Raw genomic sequence first — 16,405 nt, forward strand, 5'->3', positions numbered from 1 at the left:
TCAGAACTCGTTTTGCAGGGCTTTGTAGCCGCGCACCAGATCGACATTGGTGCGCGCCACGTCTTCGGAAAATTCCGAGGCACTGATGCTGACCGGCGGGAACTGCGACAGGTCGGTGTGCGGGCCGATGCGGGTGGTGGAGGGTACGTAGAAGGCGTCCGGTAAATCGCGGCCGTCGACCACCGAGTTATGCCGCACCACGCAGCCGTCACCCACTGCGCAGTTGAACAACACGCTGTTGAAGCCGATGAACACGCGGTCGCCCACGGTGCAAGGCCCGTGGACGATGGAGCGGTGGGCGATGGAGGTGAACTCGCCGATGGTCACCGCCGCGCCGGACTTGGAGTGGATCACCACCCCGTCCTGGATATTGGAGTTGGCGCCGATGGTGATCGGGTCCATGGCGCCGCTGGCGTCGACCTCATCGGCGCGGATCACGGCGTAAGGGCCGACGAATACGTTCTCGCCGATGTTCACCTTGCCGCAGATGATCGCGGTTTTATCCACGTAGGCCGATTCGGCAATCACCGGCAGATCGCCTGAAGGGTTCTTACGGATCATGGCTTGTCCAATGTGTTGCACAGGGTGTTGAGGTTGTATTCGAACAGCCCGATGAAGGTGCTGGCCGGGCCTTCGGCGGCGAGGGCGTCGGAGTACAGCGTCCCGCCGATCTGTGCGCCGCTTTCGTCGGCGATCTGCTTGAGCAGGCGCGCGTCCTTGATGTTCTCCATAAACACCGCTTTGACCTTGTCCTTGCGAATCTGCGTAATCAGCGCGGCGACTTCGGCTGCGGAAGGCTCCCGCTCGGTGGACAAACCTTGGGGGGCGAGGAACTGAATGCCATAGGCCTGGCCCAGGTAACCGAAGGCATCATGGGAGGTGACGATGCGGCGATTACCCGGCGGTAGCGCGCCGAACTTGGCTTTGGCTTCGGCCAGCAGGCGGTAGATTTGTTTCAGATAGGCTTGGCTGTTGCGCTGGTAATCGGCTTGGTTGGCCGGGTCGGCGGCTATCAGCGCCTTGGTGATGTTGTTCACATAGATTTCGGCGTTGGCCAGGTTGTGCCAGGCGTGCGGGTCGGGGATGGTTTCGCCGTCTTCTTCCATGGTGTGAGAGATCACGCCTTTGCTGGCGGTGACCACGGTGGCCCGGGTTTCGGTACTCGCCACCAGGCGGTCCAGCCACGGCTCGAAGCCCAGGCCGTTCTTGATAATCAGCTTGGCTTTAAGCAGCGCCTTGGCATCGTCCGGGGTGGGCTCGTAGGTATGGGCGTCGGCGTCGGGGCCGACCATATTGCTGATCTGGATGTGATCGCCACCAATCTGGTGGGTGATGTCATCGAGAATACTGAAACTGGTGACCACTTTGAGTTTGTCGGCGGCCTGGGCCATCGACAGCGGTAGCAGCAAACTGAACAGCACGAGTAGAGCGCGCATCGGCAAACACCTCATTGGGATGACAGGAGGGGCGGGCGGCGCAGCAAGCCGTGCACCGGACCGAAGACCACAGACAACAAGTACCCGGCGCCCGCCACCAGCACGATTGCTGGGCCGCTGGGCAACGAGTAGTAGAACGACAGCAACAAGCCAAGCCATACCGACAGGCATCCCAGCACCGCCGATACCGCGATCAACACCGGCAGGCGCCGGCTCCAGAACCGTGAAGCGATGGCCGGCAGCATCATCAACCCCACCACCATCAGCGCGCCGATGGCCTGGAAACCGATCACCAGGTTCAGCACCACCAGGGTCAAAAACAGCCCGTGAGCCAGAGGGCCGAGGCGGCTGACGGTTTGCAGGAACAGTGGGTCGAGTGTGTCCAGCAGCAGCGGTTTGTAGATCAGCGCCATGGCGATCAGGCTGAACCCTGACACCCACAGCATGCCGGTAAGGGTGGTTTCATCCACCGCCAGGGCAGAACCGAATAACAGGTGCAACAGGTCCAGGCGTTTGCCGGCGATGCCGAGGATCAACACGCCGGCGGCGAGGGAAATGGGGTAGATGGCGGCGAGGCTGGCGTCCTCGCGCAGGCCGGTGCGGCGGGTGATCCACGCCGACAATCCGGCCATGCCCAGGCCGGCACCGAGTCCGCCGAGGGTCAGCGCCGGCAGGCTCAAACCGGCGAACCAAAACCCCAGAGCAGCGCCGGGCAGGATGCCGTGGGCCACGGCGTCACCGATCAGGCTCATGCGCCGCAGAATCAGGAACACGCCCAGCGGCGCGGTGCTGCACGCCAGCACCAGCCCGCCAATCAGTGCGCGGCGCATAAACACGAAGTCAAAGAATGGCATCCACAGGTGGGCGGCGAAGTGCATCAGGCCACCTGCATTTGGGGCTGGGGTCGGATCAGCTCTTTGCTCGGGCCCAACAAGCAGCCGGTGCCTTTGATCTGCAACACGGTTTGAGTGTGACGGCGCACGGATGCCAGGTCATGGCAGACCACCACCAAGGTGCGGCCCGACGCGTGCCAGGCATGGATGTGTTTCCAGCACAGCGCCTGGCCCTCTTCATCAAGGGCGGCGTGGGGTTCGTCGAGCAGCAGCACCGGCGACTCCGACAGGCTCATGCGTGCCAGCAGCGCACGCTGCAACTGGCCGCCGGACAAGGCCATTAACGGGCGCTGTTCCAGGCCGCTGAGGCACCAGTCTTCAAGTACGGCTTGCAGGCGCTGGCTGCGCTGTTGCGGGCTGAGTTGCAAACCCCAGAAACCGGCGGCGACCAGTTCTTGCAGGCTGATGGGAAACTGCCGGTCCAAGTGCTGTTGCTGCGGCAGGAACGCCAGGCCGCCACGTCGCGGCACGTTCACGCTGACCTTACCGGTCAACGGCTTTTGCAGGCCCGCAATGACTTTGAGCAGGCTGCTCTTGCCGGTGCCATTGGCGCCGATCACGCCGGTGAGGCTGCCTTTTTCAAGGGTGAAATCCACAGGTGGCGTCAGCGGTTGGCCGGGCGCGCCCCAGCGCAAAGCGGTGCAGGTGATCATGCAGAGTGTCTCGTCCAGCGGCTTTCAGCCACGGCATCGTGCGCGTGCAGGCTTTCGGCGTGGATCACTTTGAGGTGAAAGGCGTTGATCGCGTCCGAGCGTTTCAAGGCGAGGTTTACGCGGCGGGCGGCGTCTTCGCAGAACATCAGGTTCTGCCCGTTGGCGAGGGCGAAGGCTTGCTCGTCGGCGCGTTTCACCGCGGTTTGCACGGCGGTGCCGAGTGCGGCTTCGACGTCGTTGATCAGTTCGACCAAGGGCAGCTGCTCACCTTGTAGGTGCACATGTAGTTGCGCGCTGCTGCGCTGGCTGTGGGGTGTGGCGACAATCCCCTTGGCGCTGCCGAGCCAGGTCAGTACGTCTGCATGCTGCAAAGCTGTGTTGGCGAAATCCTCGATAAATTGCTGCTGAATCAACTGCCTGGCGAGCGCGGCCGAGCATGGGCAGGTCGAGGAGTACGCGACGTCAATTTTTAGTTCCACGTGGAACATCTGGTTTTCCAACTGCGCTTCGATGCTGACCGGATAGCTTTTCCAGCCGGTCAGAGGGCTGACCAACGCTGGGCGCTTGAGCAGCAAATCAGTGTGGATGCGCAGGTAAGCGTTCTTAGATAAACCTTCATGACTGTCGAGAAAACGCTGCAGTACAGTGCGCAGAAGTGCAGGGGTGAGGGGCTGCTGGTCGAGCATCTCCAGTGCCAGGTACAGGCGTGACATGTGGATGCCGCGTGCGGTGCCGTCGTCGAGGCTGACACCCGCGTCGGCGGTGGCGGCCAGGCGCTGGCCGTCTATCAGAATTGGCAGGGCAATGCCGCACATGCCGACCCAGTCGAGTGGCAAGGCTTGGCGTGAAGCCTGCGCGGCAATGTCCGGCAAGGTCAGCGCGTTCATAAGCAGGTCCATCGTTGGAAATAATTCGACATGTTATAGTATAACAATCAAATCGACGATGAATTTTCTACGCCAGCCTTTGTTCAGCCATGTCGAGCAGGGACGCTCCTTTATTCGCGGTATTTGTCATGCACAGACGTCAGCTTCTTAACCTGCTCTTGGCCAGCCCCCTTTTCGTCCTGCCGTTCACGGTTCACGCCACGCAAATCCGCAACGCGCGCTTATGGCGTTCGGACGACAAGCTACGGCTGGTGTTCGACCTTAGTGGCCCGGTGCAGTACAAGACCTTCTCGCTGACCGCGCCGGAGCGTTTGATCATCGACCTGAGCGGCGCCGGGCTCAGTGGGGATTTTTCGCAGATGGTGCTGAAAAACAGCGGCATCACTTCGATTCGTTCGGGACATTTCGGCCAGAACGACACGCGCATCGTGCTGGACCTGGCGGCGCCGATGCAGCTCAACAGCTTTGTGCTGCCGCCCCAGGATGGCCAAGGGCACCGTCTGGTGCTGGACCTGACCCGCGCGACCCAGGCGCCCCGTCAAATCGCAGCTGAATCGGCGCCGTTAGTGGCTTCGGTGGACAAAGCCCATCCCAAGCGCGACATCATCGTAGTGGTCGACCCCGGTCACGGCGGCAAAGACCCCGGCGCCATTGGCTCCAAGGGCCAGCGCGAAAAAGATGTGGTGTTGTCCATCGCCCAACTGCTGGCCAAGCGCTTGAAGCGCGAAAAGGGCTTTGATGTGAAGCTGGTACGCAACGACGACTTCTTCGTGCCGCTGCGCAAGCGCGTGGACATCGCCCGTCGACACAAAGCCGATATGTTCATCTCCGTACACGCCGACGCCGCGCCACGCCTGACCGCGTCGGGGGCTTCGGTGTATGCGTTGTCCGAAGGCGGCGCCACCTCCGCCACGGCGCGCTTTATGGCTCAGCGCGAAAACGGCGCGGACCTGCTGGGCGCCACCACGCTGCTCAATCTCAAGGACAAAGACCCGATGCTCGCCGGGGTGATTCTTGATATGTCGATGAACGCCACCATCGCTTCCAGCCTGCAATTGGGCAGTTCGGTGCTGGGCAGCTTGCAGAGCATCACGTCGTTGCATCAGAAGCGTGTGGAACAGGCGGGGTTTGCGGTGCTCAAGTCACCGGATGTGCCGTCGATTCTGGTGGAGACCGGGTTTATCTCCAATGCCCGGGACGCGCAGCGGCTGGTGACTGCACGTCACCAGCAGGCTGTGGCTGACGGATTATTCGAGGGCCTGAGAAATTATTTCCAGAAGAATCCGCCGATCAACAGCTACATGGGCTGGGTGCAAGACCAGAAAAACGCCCGTGCTTAGCAGCCGGTGAGACGGCTGCAGGTGAAGGTGGCGCCGGCGCCCCCGGAACTGGAGAAGCGGTTGATCGTGGTCCAACCGACTCTGCGTGTGTAACCGACCCACGCTTCACCGTCCGACGCCAGGCCGGTAAAGAACGTCAATTGCCCGTAACGGCTGTTGGTCTGCGCCCAGTAGCGTTTACCGATTACCTCAAAGCCACGCAAATATGTGGTGCTGCCAATCGTCGCTACGCTGTAGGCGTTGCCCAACGGGTCTACGCAGGCCAGCAGGTTGGCGCTGCGCGTGCAGTTAGCCAACAGGCTCGGTGTTTGGGCATTGGCCTGGGTCGCGAAAATCAGCAGCAGGCCATACAGCAGATAGTTCATGGGCGTTCTCGACATCAGCAGGCGCCAGCATTGCCGTCTTCATCACGTTGAGCAAGCGGGGGTTGGCTTATTTGTGTTGTTATACTATAGCATTAATAACAGCCCGATTCGAACGGGCGACCTGATGAGAATGACCTGATGCCCAATCGACTCCCCGTTACCGTGCTGTCCGGCTTCCTCGGCGCCGGTAAAAGTACGCTGCTCAACTACATCCTGCGCAACCGCGACAACCTGCGGGTGGCGGTGATCGTCAACGACATGAGTGAAATCAACATCGACGGCAGCGAAGTGCAGCGCGATGTCACCCTCAACCGCGCCGAAGAAAAACTGGTGGAGATGAGCAACGGCTGCATCTGCTGCACCTTGCGTGAAGACCTGCTGGAAGAAGTCGCCAAGCTCGCCAGGGACGGGCGCTTCGATTACCTGCTGATCGAATCCACGGGTATTTCCGAGCCTCTGCCGGTGGCCGAAACCTTCACCTTCCGCGATGAAAACCAGCAAAGCCTGGCCGATATCGCACGTTTGGACACCATGGTCACCGTGGTCGACGGCATCAACTTCCTGCTCGACTACCAAGCTGCCGAAAGCCTGGCCTCGCGCGGTGAGACGTTGGGTGAAGAGGACGAGCGCTCGATCACCGACCTGCTGATTGAGCAGATCGAGTTCGCCGACGTGATTCTGATCAGCAAGATCGACCTGATCAGCCAGCACGAGCGCGAGGAGTTGATGGCGATCCTTGAGCGCCTCAACGCTCACGCCAAGATCATCCCGATGGTGATGGGCGAGGTGCCTCTGGACCAGATCCTCAACACCGGCCGCTTCGACTTCGAGCGCGCCGCCCAGGCGCCCGGCTGGTTGCAGGAATTGCGCGGCGAGCATGTGCCGGAAACCGAAGAGTACGGTATCGCGTCCACCGCTTATCGTGCGCGGCGCCCGTTCCATCCGCAGCGTTTCTACGACTTTATTGACCGCCCCTGGGTCAACGGCAAATTGCTGCGTTCCAAAGGCTTTTTCTGGCTGGCCAGCAAGCATCAGGATGCGGGCAGTTGGTCCCAGGCCGGTGGCTTGATGCGCCATGGATTCGCCGGGCGCTGGTGGCGTTTCGTGCCGAAAAACCAGTGGCCGCAGGATGAAGAAAGCGTCGCGGCAATCATGGGCAATTGGCAACTGAGCAACGGCGATTGCCGTCAGGAACTGGTGTTTATCGGGCAACACATCGACTTTGCCCAGCTACGCGCCGAGTTGGATGCGTGCTTGCTCACCGATGCAGAAATGGCCCTGGGTGTCGATGGATGGCGCTTGCTGGCCGATCCTTTTGGCCCTTGGTACGACGAGGTGGCCTGATGCTCGCTGCACTGCCGCCCTTGCGCCCGCTGATTCGCCAAACCCGCGGCGAAACCCCGTTGGCGCTGTCTGAAATCCTCGAAGATGGCGTAAATCTGGCGCTGTGGCAGCGGCAATTACCCCTGCACATTGCCGAATTCGGCGCCTTGCTGGTTTCGCTCAACGAGCCCGTAGCCGATTCGTTGGTGGCGGAACTGGGCAGTGATGATGCGGTGCCGAATTTGCAGGGATTGGCGGCCAATTGCCGCGATCTTGAAGGCTATGAGGGATTTATTGCCGATGTGTCCTGGTTGACCAGCGCCTTTGCCTGCCTGCTCGGCGCCCGACGCATTGGCGTGCGCCTGCGCTTGCTGGATAAAGCCATGTGCCCACGGTTTCACGTCGACCACGTACCGGTGCGGCTGATCACCACCTATGCCGGGATCGGCAGCCAGTGGTTGCGGGAGGGGGTCATGGACCGGCGTCACTTGGGACAACCCGAAGCCGAACCCACCGCACGTGTTGAGCAGATCCATTGTGGCGAAGTGGCCTTGCTCAAAGGCAGCAAGTGGCACGGTAACGAAGGCCACGGTTTGATCCATCGTTCGCCGGCGCTCAAAGAAGGCGAGCGCCGGTTGATCCTGACGCTGGATTGGCTGGCATAACCGCGTAGGATCAAGCGCTCTACACGGCCTGAATGATGCCCTCCATGCTGCAGAACATTCCCACTCATGTGATAGCCGGGCCACTAGGTGCCGGCAAGACTAGCCTGATCAGGCAACTGCTGGCCCAACGCCCGGAAGATGAGCGCTGGGCAGTATTGATCAATGAGTTCGGCCAGATCGGCCTGGACGCCGCGCTGCTGACCCAGGATGACGACGGTATTGCCTTGGGCGAGGTCGCCGGTGGCTGCCTGTGTTGTGTGAACGGTGCACCGTTCCAGGTAGGTCTTAGCCGTTTGTTGCGTAAGGCCAAGCCGCATCGTTTGTTTATCGAGCCATCGGGGTTGGGCCATCCGGCGCAGTTGCTCAAGCAGTTGCGCCAAGTGCCGTGGCAGGGCGTGTTGACGGTCCAGCCTTGTGTGCTGGTCCTGGATGCCCAGGCCCTGGCCAGAGGCAACCCCTTGCCGCCGGCACAGCAGGAAACACTGACCAATGCTGGGCTGCTGGTCTTGAACAAGGAGGAGGGGCTGGACGCGGTGCAGCGTCAGGCGATTGAGGCCCGGTTACCCGATTGCCCGCGTTACTGGACCCATCAGGCGCATCTGCCATTGGCCCTGCTGCCGGGGTTGGATCAGCACGCGGGCGAGGCTGTGGATAACGGTCATGAGTCCCCAGGCTTGGCGCATATACCAGCGATCTGGAGCGATCCGGCCGTGCCGATTTGCCTGAGCCACGCCCAGGACGGCGGCTGGAGTGTGGGTTGGCGTTGGCATCCTAGCCAGCAATTCGACACTCAACGCGTGGCGGCGTGGCTGGCAGACCTCGCGTGGCGGCGCGCCAAGCTGGTTATCCACAGCCGCGACGGTTGGGTCAGCGCCAATGCTCTGGATAACTGCTCGCTCGCGTGGCTGCCCAGCGAATGGCGCCGTGATTCTCGTCTTGAATTGATCTTCAGCACGCCACAGGACGTGGCGGCATTGCAGGCCGGGTTGGCGGCCTGCCGTTATTGACGGTGCTTGGTGCTGTGGTCCTGGCGCCATTGGCTCAGCTCGATGATCTCGGCGCTAGGCAAAGGTGTCTTGATCTCGAACGGGTAGGGCGCCAGTTCAATCTGCGCGCTATGGGCGCCGAACTGAGTGATGGTGCCGGGGTGGCGGGTTTCGCCGGTCACGGTGAACTCGAAATTGTAGACCCGCGCCAAACGCCGCCGCCCATTGGCATCCTTTACAAAGCCGATGCGCTTGAGCGCTACCGCGCCGTCCAGCAGCTCGATGTCGAGCTTGGCGCAATGCTGCTTGACCCGCTCCAACGCGCGCTCGCGCAAGCCGTGGTTGTGCCACACCCAGGCGGCACCGGTCGCCAGCAGCATCAACACAAACATGTTTCCCAGGGTCAGCATGCGATGAACTCCAACAAAGTGAGAGCAGCTTAACTGTGTCGCCGGTCTGTCGTACAGGCTGCGTTTAGTCGCATACTGCGCGGCCAGAATCCAAACGGCTTTACGGAAATCCCCTGCATGAAACGCACCCCTCATCTGCTTGCGATCCAGTCTCATGTGGTCTTTGGCCACGCCGGAAACAGCGCCGCCGTGTTCCCCATGCAGCGGGTCGGGGTAAACGTCTGGCCGCTCAACACGGTGCAGTTCTCCAACCACACCCAGTATGGACAGTGGGCGGGAGAAGTGTTGGCGCCGCAGCAAATTCCTGCGTTGGTGGAAGGCATTGCCGCCATCGGCGAGCTGGGTAACTGCGATGCCATCCTGTCCGGTTACCTGGGCAGTGCGGACCAGGGCCGGGCGATCCTCAGCGGCGTGGCGCGCATCAAGGCAGTCAATCCCAAGGCGCTTTACTTATGCGACCCGGTAATGGGGCATCCGGAAAAAGGCTGCATCGTGCCCCAGGAAGTCAGCGATTTCCTGCTTGATGAAGCCGCGGCCATGGCCGACTTCCTGTGCCCCAACCAACTGGAACTGGACAGTTTTGCCGGGCGCAAACCGCGCTCGCTGTTCGATTGCCTGGCCATGGCCAAGGCGTTGCTAGCCCGTGGGCCCAAGGCGGTTCTGGTCAAGCATTTGGATTACCCGGGCAAGTTGCCGGACGGCTTCGAGATGCTGCTGGTAACCGCCGACGCCAGTTGGCACCTGCGCCGGCCGTTGCTGGCCTTCCCGCGCCAGCCGGTGGGGGTGGGAGACCTGACATCCGGGTTGTTCCTGGCGCGTGTGTTGTTGGGGGACAGCTTACTGGCGGCCTTTGAGTTTACCGCTGCGGCCGTCCACGAAGTACTGCTGGAGACCCAGGCTTGCGCCAGTTATGAATTGGAGCTGGTGCGCGCCCAGGACCGTATCGCCCATCCTCGCGTTCGCTTCGAAGCGACACCCATCACTCTGTAAGCACACCTGACCCAATGTGGGAGCAAGCCCGCTCCCACATTGTTGTTGGGTTTACGGCCTCAACCTTACGGCGCGTCGGCCTTGATTTCCTGATAGCGCTTTTCCAGCTCCTGGCGAATCTGCCGACGTTGTTGAGCCTGCACAAAGCGCCGCTTGCTTTCACTGTTATGCGGTTGCAACGGCGGGACGGCAGCCGGTTTGCGCTGGTCGTCCACCGCCACCATGGTAAAGAAGCAGCTGTTGGTATGCCGCACCGAGCGCTCGCGAATGTTCTCGGTCACCACCTTGATGCCCACTTCCATGGAGGTATTGCCGGTGTAATTGACCGAAGCGAGAAAGGTCACCAGCTCGCCGACATGGATCGGCTCGCGGAAAATCACCTGATCCACCGATAACGTCACCACATAGCGCCCGGCGTAACGGCTGGCGCAGGCGTAGGCCACTTCGTCGAGGTACTTGAGCAAGGTGCCGCCATGGACATTGCCTGAGAAGTTGGCCATATCAGGGGTCATCAAGACCGTCATCGACAGCTGGGCGTTTCCGGGTTCCATAGCTCACTCACGGGTTATAGGCATTGGTGGGGAAAGCACCTCTGCGGGTGCTGGACTCTTTACTGCGCTAGCCCTAACGGGACGCCGGCGGGCGGCTTGCCGTCACGCGTGGGCCGATCTGTTTCCATATATTGCACCGGCTTTTCGCCGGAAGTCGCGGTGTTAACCTTCAAAAGCCCGTCTCAGGGCATTTCTTACGATTTAGGTGGACTTTTCCTTCAGCTTTTTAAGGCCAGTTAACGCTGCGAGCTGAAGTGGGAAAAGCGCCGGTACCCTCAAGGAGCCCCTCGCCATGCACGCCATCAGCTTTATCCAGGACTTGGCTGTGATCATGTTGGTGGCAGGGGTGGTTACCATCCTGTTTCATCGGCTTAAGCAGCCTGTGGTGCTGGGGTATATCGTCGCCGGCTTTATCATCGGCCCCCACACGCCGCCCTTCGGGCTGATCCACGACGAAGACACCATCAAGACACTGGCCGAGCTGGGGGTGATCTTCCTGATGTTCTGCCTGGGCCTGGAGTTCAGCCTACGCAAGTTGTTCAAGGTGGGTGCCACTGCGTTTATCGCGGCGTTCCTGGAAATCATCCTGATGATCTGGATCGGCTACGAAATCGGCCGCTGGTTCGACTGGAGCACCATGGACTCGCTGTTCCTCGGCGCGATCCTGGCCATCTCTTCCACCACCATCATCGTCAAAGCCCTCAATGACCTGAAGATGAAAGACCAGCGCTTCGCCCAACTGATTTTCGGCGTGCTGATAGTGGAAGACATCCTCGGGATCGGCATCATCGCGCTGTTGTCGAGCATCGCCGTCAGCGGCACGGTCAGCTCCGGCGAGGTGTTTTCCACGGTCGGCAAGCTCTCGCTGTTCATGGTCGTCGCGCTGGTGATCGGTATTCTGCTGGTGCCGCGCCTGCTGGCCTATGTGGCCAAGTTCGAAAGCAACGAGATGTTGCTGATTACCGTGTTGGGCCTGTGCTTCGGGTTCTGCCTGCTGGTGGTGAAGCTGGAATACAGCATGGTGCTGGGCGCGTTCCTGATTGGCGCGATCATGGCCGAGTCGCGGCAGTTGCTTAAGATTGAGCGCCTGATCGAGCCGGTTCGCGACATGTTCAGTGCGATTTTCTTTGTCGCCATCGGTCTGATGATCGACCCTCGGATCCTGCTTCAGTACGCCTGGCCTATCGCTGTGATCACCGTCGCGGTGGTGCTGGGCAAGATGCTCTCCTGTGGCCTGGGGGCGTTTATCGCGGGTAACGATGGGCGTACGTCATTGCGGGTCGGCATGGGCCTGTCACAGATAGGCGAGTTTTCCTTCATCATCGCGGCGTTAGGAATGACGTTGCAGGTGACCAGCGACTTTCTGTATCCGGTGGCGGTGGCGGTCTCGGCCATTACCACTTTGCTCACCCCCTATCTGATTCGTGGGGCCGACCCGTTGTCATTGAAGATGGCGGCAGTGATGCCTCGGCGCATGAGCCGGGTGTTCGGTATGTATGGCGAATGGTTGCGCAGCATTCAGCCTCAGGGAGAGGGCGCGATGCTGGCGGCGATGATCCGCAAAATCGTCCTGCAAGTAGGGGTGAATCTGGCGCTGGTGGTGGCGATCTTCTTTGCCGGCAGCTATTTCGCCGCACATATCGGCGGGTATCTGGAGGGTTGGATCAGCGATCCCAGCTGGCAAAAGGCATTGATCTGGGGCGGGGCGCTGCTGTTGTCGCTGCCGTTTTTGATCGCGGCGTACCGCAAGCTCAAAGCCCTGTCGATGTTGCTGGCGGAGATGAGCGTCAAGCCGGAAATGGCCGGACGGCATACCCAGCGTGTGCGGCGGGTGATTGCCGAGCTGATTCCGATTCTGTCGCTGCTGGTGATCTTTCTGCTTTTGGCCGCGTTGTCGGCCAGTATCCTGCCGACCAACAAGTTGCTGGTGCTGGTCGCGGTGGTTGCGGCGGCGGTGGCGGCGGTGCTCTGGCGCTGGTTCATCCGCGTGCATACGCGGATGCAGGTCGCGTTGTTGGAAACGCTGGACAACCATAACGATACGCCGGAGCACTAAAGCGCCGAGTACGGGACTCAGCTTTCCAGCCAGACGTCCCGCGCCCAGTGCCAGACCGATTCCCAGGTTTCTTCCTGGACAAGTTCCTCTTCGGCTGACCACAGCACCACAGTGCCGTCTTCCTCAACGCAGTAGTAGTCGTCGCCGTCCTGGCAGATCGGGATCAGGCTACGCTCCACACCGGCATCCCAGGCATTGGCGGCCACGTCCGGCAGGTAGGTATGAGATTGAGGGTCGGTGACGGTCACCGGCTCCAGGCTGCCGTAGACCACGTCGCTGACGGTCAGCAGAAATTCGCGGAAGACAAAGGGGATATCGATGAACAGCTGTTCTTCGATTTCCACCAGCAGGTCTTCGTCAGGCAGTTCCAGCGGAACCGGAACCGGTTCGTTGGCTTCACGCAGTTGTTCGATGATTTCTTCCACGGCCGGGATCCTCTTGCTGATGGCGCGGGTTGATAGGGGCGTTTTATACAGTAGCTCGCTATAAGTGCAACCGTGAAATAGAAAACCCCGGACAGGTCCGGGGTTTCTTTGTTGCGGGCTCAAGCGAGCGGGGATCAGCCGTTCTGGCGGATACCGGCGACCAGCCAAGGCTGGTTATCGCCCTGGGCGCGTTCCATGTTCCAGCTTTCGCTGAACGCTTCGCCCTGGTCGAAACGCGAGGTTTTCGACACACCGCTGAAAGTCAGGGTGGCGATGGTCTTGTCGGCGCGATCATCCACACCGTCAAGCTGGACGCGCAGGTCGTCGATATAGGTCGACTGGAAACCGTCGCCCAAATCGGCGCGTTCGCGCTTGAGGAACTCCAGCAGTTGTGGGGTCACGAACTCGGCGATCTTGTCCATTTCGTTGGCGTCCCAGTGCTGCTGCAGGGACTGGAAGTGGCTGCGGGCCGCTTCGATAAAACGCTCTTCGTTGAACCAGGCCGGTGCATTGATCACCGGACGGGCGGCAGGCGCTGCCGAACCACCGAAGATCGAGCCCATGGCCGGCTTCTGCTCGAACACTTCACGCTGCATCGGCGCGCCGGCCGGAGCCAGGTGCTCCTGCTGCTTGCGGCGACGGGCGGCGATAAAGCGGAAGATCACGAAGGCGATGACCGCGAGGATCAGGATGTCGAAGATCTGCATGCCCTGGAAGCCGCCACCCATGAACATGGACGCCAGCAGGCCACCGGCTGCGATACCGGCCAGAGGGCCCAACCAGCGCGAAGCGCCGCCGGCCTTGGCCGCAGCGCCTGCTGCACCGGCCGCGCCTGCGGTGGCTGCTGCACCGCCCGCACCGGCGGATGGGGCCATTTGGCTGGTCTGGTGAGTGGGGGCTGCGCCCGAACTTTTGCCGCCACCGAAGCGTTTGGCGTTGGCGTCGAGGCTCATCGTCAGGCCGATGCACAACGCCATGGCGATGCTAAGAAAACGTTTCATAAAGGGAATTCCCATTTGTGGATTGCACGCGCGCCATGTTGCACAGGTGTAATGACAGTGGCTAGCGACATAATGTTTCGGGCTTTTGCGTAGGACTGAATCCGAAAGATCTGTAGGACTAATTACAGATATGGGCCCGCGCTCGTTAAAAACAAGGATAACGAGCGGCAAGCCCGCAGTTCAGATCGCTTCGAGTTTGGCGTAACCCATCATCAGCCACTTGCTGCCTTCGGCGAAGTTCACCTGCACGCGGGCCTGGGCACCGGCGCCTTCGAAGTTGAGGATCACGCCTTCGCCGAAGATCGCATGCTTGACCTGCTGGCCAAGGCTGAACGGCGTTTCCGGAATCTCAGAACCGGCGAACATGTTGCTGGAGTTCTGCTGCTGGCCACCGCCGAATGGGCGACTGACGCTGTTGGACAAGCGCACTTCCTGGATCAGACCTTTTGGCACTTCGCGTACGAAGCGCGACACCTTGTTGTAGGTTTCGCTCCCGTACAGCCGTCGGGTCTCGGCGTAGGTCATCACCAGGTTCTGCATGGCCCGGGTAATGCCCACGTAGGCCAGGCGGCGTTCTTCCTCAAGGCGGCCGGGTTCTTCCAGGCTCATCTTGTGTGGGAACAGGCCTTCTTCCATGCCCACCAGGAACACGTACGGGAATTCCAGGCCCTTGGCGCTGTGCAGAGTCATCAGCTGAATGCTGTCTTCGTGCTCGTCGGCCTGGGTATCGCCGGCTTCCAGGGACGCATGGCCGAGGAATGCGGCGAGCGGGGTCAGTTCTTCGTCTTCCTCAGTGTTCTCGAATGCACGAGCCGCGCTGACCAGTTCCTCAAGGTTTTCCACCCGGGCCTGGCCTTTCTCGCCTTTTTCCGCTTCGTGATAGGCGATCAATCCGGACTGCTCGATGACGGTCTGGGTCATCAAGTGCAGGGGCATTTCCGCGCACTTGGCCGCGAGGTTCTCGATCAGTTCGACAAACACGCCCAGCGCCCCGGCTGCGCGACCGGTCAAACCCTTGTTGGCGATCAGCAGGCGCATGGCCTCCCACATCGACACATCGGCGTGGCGGGCATGCTCGCGGATCGCTTCAACGGTTTTCTCACCAATGCCACGGGCCGGGATATTGATCACCCGCTCCAACGCCGCGTCGTTACCACGGCCTTCCAGCAAGCGCAGGTAGGCCATGGCGTTCTTGATTTCCGCACGTTCGAAGAAGCGCTGGCCGCCATAAATGCGGTAGGGGATGCGCTCGCGCAACAAGGCTTCTTCCAGCACCCGCGATTGGGCGTTGGAGCGGTACAGAATGGCGATATCGCTGCGGGCGATGCCGGTTTTCAGGGCGCTTTCGATGGTTTCGACCACATAGCGCGCTTCATCGTGTTCGTTGAATGCGGCGTACAGGTTGATCGCTTCGCCTTCGCCGCCGTCGGTCCACAATTCCTTGCCCAGACGCCCGGTGTTGTTGGCGATCAAGGCGTTGGCGGCCTTGAGAATGCCGGCAGTGGAGCGGTAGTTCTGCTCCAGGCGGATAGTGACCGCGTCCGGGAAATCCTCGGAATACTGATAGATGTTCTCGATTTTCGCGCCGCGCCAGCCGTAGATCGACTGATCGTCGTCGCCCACCACCATCAGGCTGTCGCCGCCCTTGGCCAGCAGGCGCAACCACGCGTACTGCACGGCGTTAGTGTCCTGGAACTCGTCCACCAGAATGTGCCGGAAGCGCTTCTGGTAATGGGCCAGCAAGCCCGGGTTGTCGCGCCACAGGTCAAGGGCGCGCAGCAGCAATTCGGAGAAGTCGATCACGCCGGCGCGTACGCAAGCAGCCTCGTAGGCTTCATAAATGCTGCGCATGGTGGCCAGGAACAGGTCGCCACTGGCCTGAATATGTTGCGGGCGCAGCCCTTCGTCTTTCTGGCCGTTGATAAACCACTGGGCCTGACGCGCGGGCCAGCGTTGTTCATCGAGGCCCAACTCGCGAATCACGCGCTTGACCAGGCGTTGCTGGTCGTCGCTGTCCAGAATCTGGAAGGTCTGGCTCAGGCCTGCTTCCTGCCAGTGGGCACGCAACAGGCGATGCGCCAGGCCGTGGAAGGTGCCGACCCACATACCGGCCGGGCTGATGCCCATCAGCTGCTCGATGCGATGGCGCATCTCGGCGGCGGCCTTGTTGGTGAACGTCACCGACAGGATGGAGTGCGGCGATGCGTTCTCGACCTGGATCAACCAGGCGATACGGTGCACCAGCACTCGGGTTTTACCGGAGCCAGCACCGGCCAGGACCAACTGACGGCCAACGGGGGCCGCTACGGCCTGGCGTTGGGCATCGTTGAGGGAATTAAGCAAAAGAGAGAGATCATCGCGCATCGGCGCATTCTATGGCCCTCGGGGGAGTGGGGCAAATGCCAATGCCGGGCGGTCGGGACA

At 61.0% G+C, this 16,405-nt stretch carries 17 protein-coding genes; 6 read left to right on the forward strand and 11 right to left on the reverse strand.

Translation table 11 applies throughout. The features are described 5' to 3' along the window. The 5 genes from YA0848_RS26045 to folE2 are packed head-to-tail and all read right to left on the reverse strand — an operon-like array spanning position 1 to position 3,869. Positions 1 to 561 carry a gamma carbonic anhydrase family protein gene (locus YA0848_RS26045; protein ID WP_169902293.1) on the reverse strand — a complete coding sequence of 187 codons (561 nt, stop codon included), beginning with the start codon at positions 559 to 561 and terminating at the stop codon, positions 1 to 3. Further along, on the reverse strand, positions 558 to 1,436 hold the full coding sequence (locus YA0848_RS26050; protein ID WP_034101564.1) for a metal ABC transporter substrate-binding protein: 879 nt from the start codon (positions 1,434 to 1,436) through the stop codon (positions 558 to 560). Before YA0848_RS26050 ends, YA0848_RS26045 begins: the two co-directional genes overlap by 4 nt. A gap of 11 nt (positions 1,437 to 1,447) precedes the next feature. After that, a complete protein-coding gene (locus YA0848_RS26055) occupies positions 1,448 to 2,314 on the reverse strand; it encodes a metal ABC transporter permease (protein ID WP_034115491.1) in 867 nt (288 codons plus the stop codon). Continuing rightward, on the reverse strand, positions 2,314 to 2,982 hold the full coding sequence (locus tag YA0848_RS26060; protein WP_169902294.1) for a metal ABC transporter ATP-binding protein: 669 nt from the start codon (positions 2,980 to 2,982) through the stop codon (positions 2,314 to 2,316). The genes YA0848_RS26055 and YA0848_RS26060 overlap by 1 nt, the downstream gene beginning before the upstream one ends. After that, positions 2,979 to 3,869, reverse strand: a complete 891-nt coding sequence (gene folE2, locus YA0848_RS26065; RefSeq protein WP_047882288.1) for a GTP cyclohydrolase FolE2 — start codon at positions 3,867 to 3,869, stop codon at positions 2,979 to 2,981. Before folE2 ends, YA0848_RS26060 begins: the two co-directional genes overlap by 4 nt. Before the next feature lie 128 nt (positions 3,870 to 3,997). On the opposite strand from folE2, the gene YA0848_RS26070 reads away from it, so the two are divergent. Beyond that, on the forward strand, positions 3,998 to 5,209 hold the full coding sequence (locus YA0848_RS26070) for an N-acetylmuramoyl-L-alanine amidase (RefSeq protein WP_169902295.1): 1,212 nt from the start codon (positions 3,998 to 4,000) through the stop codon (positions 5,207 to 5,209). Here YA0848_RS26070 and YA0848_RS26075 read toward each other — a convergent pair. Then, a complete protein-coding gene (locus tag YA0848_RS26075; RefSeq protein WP_034101559.1) occupies positions 5,206 to 5,574 on the reverse strand; it encodes a hypothetical protein in 369 nt (122 codons plus the stop codon). The two genes, YA0848_RS26070 and YA0848_RS26075, sit on opposite strands and share 4 nt — an antisense overlap. Positions 5,575 to 5,712: 138 nt before the next feature. Here YA0848_RS26075 and zigA point away from each other — a divergent pair, with 138 nt between their 5' ends. The 3 genes from zigA to YA0848_RS26090 are packed head-to-tail and all read left to right on the forward strand — an operon-like array spanning position 5,713 to position 8,569. Beyond that, positions 5,713 to 6,918, forward strand: a complete 1,206-nt coding sequence (gene zigA / locus YA0848_RS26080) for a zinc metallochaperone GTPase ZigA (RefSeq protein ID WP_034101558.1) — start codon at positions 5,713 to 5,715, stop codon at positions 6,916 to 6,918. Next, complete coding sequence (locus tag YA0848_RS26085) at positions 6,918 to 7,562, forward strand: DUF1826 domain-containing protein (protein ID WP_099312944.1); 645 nt, start codon at positions 6,918 to 6,920, stop codon at positions 7,560 to 7,562. Before zigA ends, YA0848_RS26085 begins: the two co-directional genes overlap by 1 nt. A gap of 44 nt (positions 7,563 to 7,606) precedes the next feature. Then, positions 7,607 to 8,569 carry a CobW family GTP-binding protein gene (locus tag YA0848_RS26090; protein WP_169902297.1) on the forward strand — a complete coding sequence of 321 codons (963 nt, stop codon included), beginning with the start codon at positions 7,607 to 7,609 and terminating at the stop codon, positions 8,567 to 8,569. Here YA0848_RS26090 and YA0848_RS26095 read toward each other — a convergent pair. Further along, positions 8,563 to 8,958, reverse strand: coding sequence for a DUF3301 domain-containing protein (locus YA0848_RS26095; RefSeq protein WP_034101555.1), 396 nt, complete (start codon positions 8,956 to 8,958; stop codon positions 8,563 to 8,565). The two genes, YA0848_RS26090 and YA0848_RS26095, sit on opposite strands and share 7 nt — an antisense overlap. 117 nt (positions 8,959 to 9,075) lie before the next feature. On the opposite strand from YA0848_RS26095, the gene pdxY reads away from it, so the two are divergent. Further along, positions 9,076 to 9,948, forward strand: coding sequence for a pyridoxal kinase PdxY (gene pdxY / locus YA0848_RS26100; RefSeq protein ID WP_034101554.1), 873 nt, complete (start codon positions 9,076 to 9,078; stop codon positions 9,946 to 9,948). 65 nt (positions 9,949 to 10,013) lie between these two features. Here pdxY and YA0848_RS26105 read toward each other — a convergent pair whose 3' ends face one another. Next, positions 10,014 to 10,499, reverse strand: coding sequence for an acyl-CoA thioesterase (locus YA0848_RS26105; RefSeq protein WP_034101553.1), 486 nt, complete (start codon positions 10,497 to 10,499; stop codon positions 10,014 to 10,016). Positions 10,500 to 10,791: 292 nt separating this feature from the next. On the opposite strand from YA0848_RS26105, the gene YA0848_RS26110 reads away from it, so the two are divergent. Beyond that, entirely contained in the window at positions 10,792 to 12,555 is a 1,764-nt protein-coding gene (locus YA0848_RS26110; protein WP_169902298.1) for a cation:proton antiporter, read from the forward strand. Positions 12,556 to 12,572: 17 nt separating this feature from the next. On the opposite strand, the gene YA0848_RS26115 is transcribed toward YA0848_RS26110, so the two are convergent. The 3 genes from YA0848_RS26115 to uvrD all read right to left on the reverse strand — a co-directional run bounded on the left by YA0848_RS26115 (position 12,573) and on the right by uvrD (position 16,345). After that, positions 12,573 to 12,980 carry an SMI1/KNR4 family protein gene (locus YA0848_RS26115; protein ID WP_034101551.1) on the reverse strand — a complete coding sequence of 136 codons (408 nt, stop codon included), beginning with the start codon at positions 12,978 to 12,980 and terminating at the stop codon, positions 12,573 to 12,575. A 134-nt stretch (positions 12,981 to 13,114) separates the two neighbouring features. Next, positions 13,115 to 13,981, reverse strand: a complete 867-nt coding sequence (locus tag YA0848_RS26120; RefSeq protein WP_034101550.1) for a Tim44 domain-containing protein — start codon at positions 13,979 to 13,981, stop codon at positions 13,115 to 13,117. A 180-nt stretch (positions 13,982 to 14,161) separates the two neighbouring features. Next, a complete protein-coding gene (uvrD, locus tag YA0848_RS26125; protein WP_034101549.1) occupies positions 14,162 to 16,345 on the reverse strand; it encodes a DNA helicase II in 2,184 nt (727 codons plus the stop codon). Positions 16,346 to 16,405 lie beyond the last annotated feature (60 nt).

Source organism: Pseudomonas sp. S4_EA_1b, from assembly GCF_016307435.1.
Classification (GTDB): Bacteria; Pseudomonadota; Gammaproteobacteria; order Pseudomonadales; family Pseudomonadaceae; genus Aquipseudomonas; species Aquipseudomonas rhodesiae.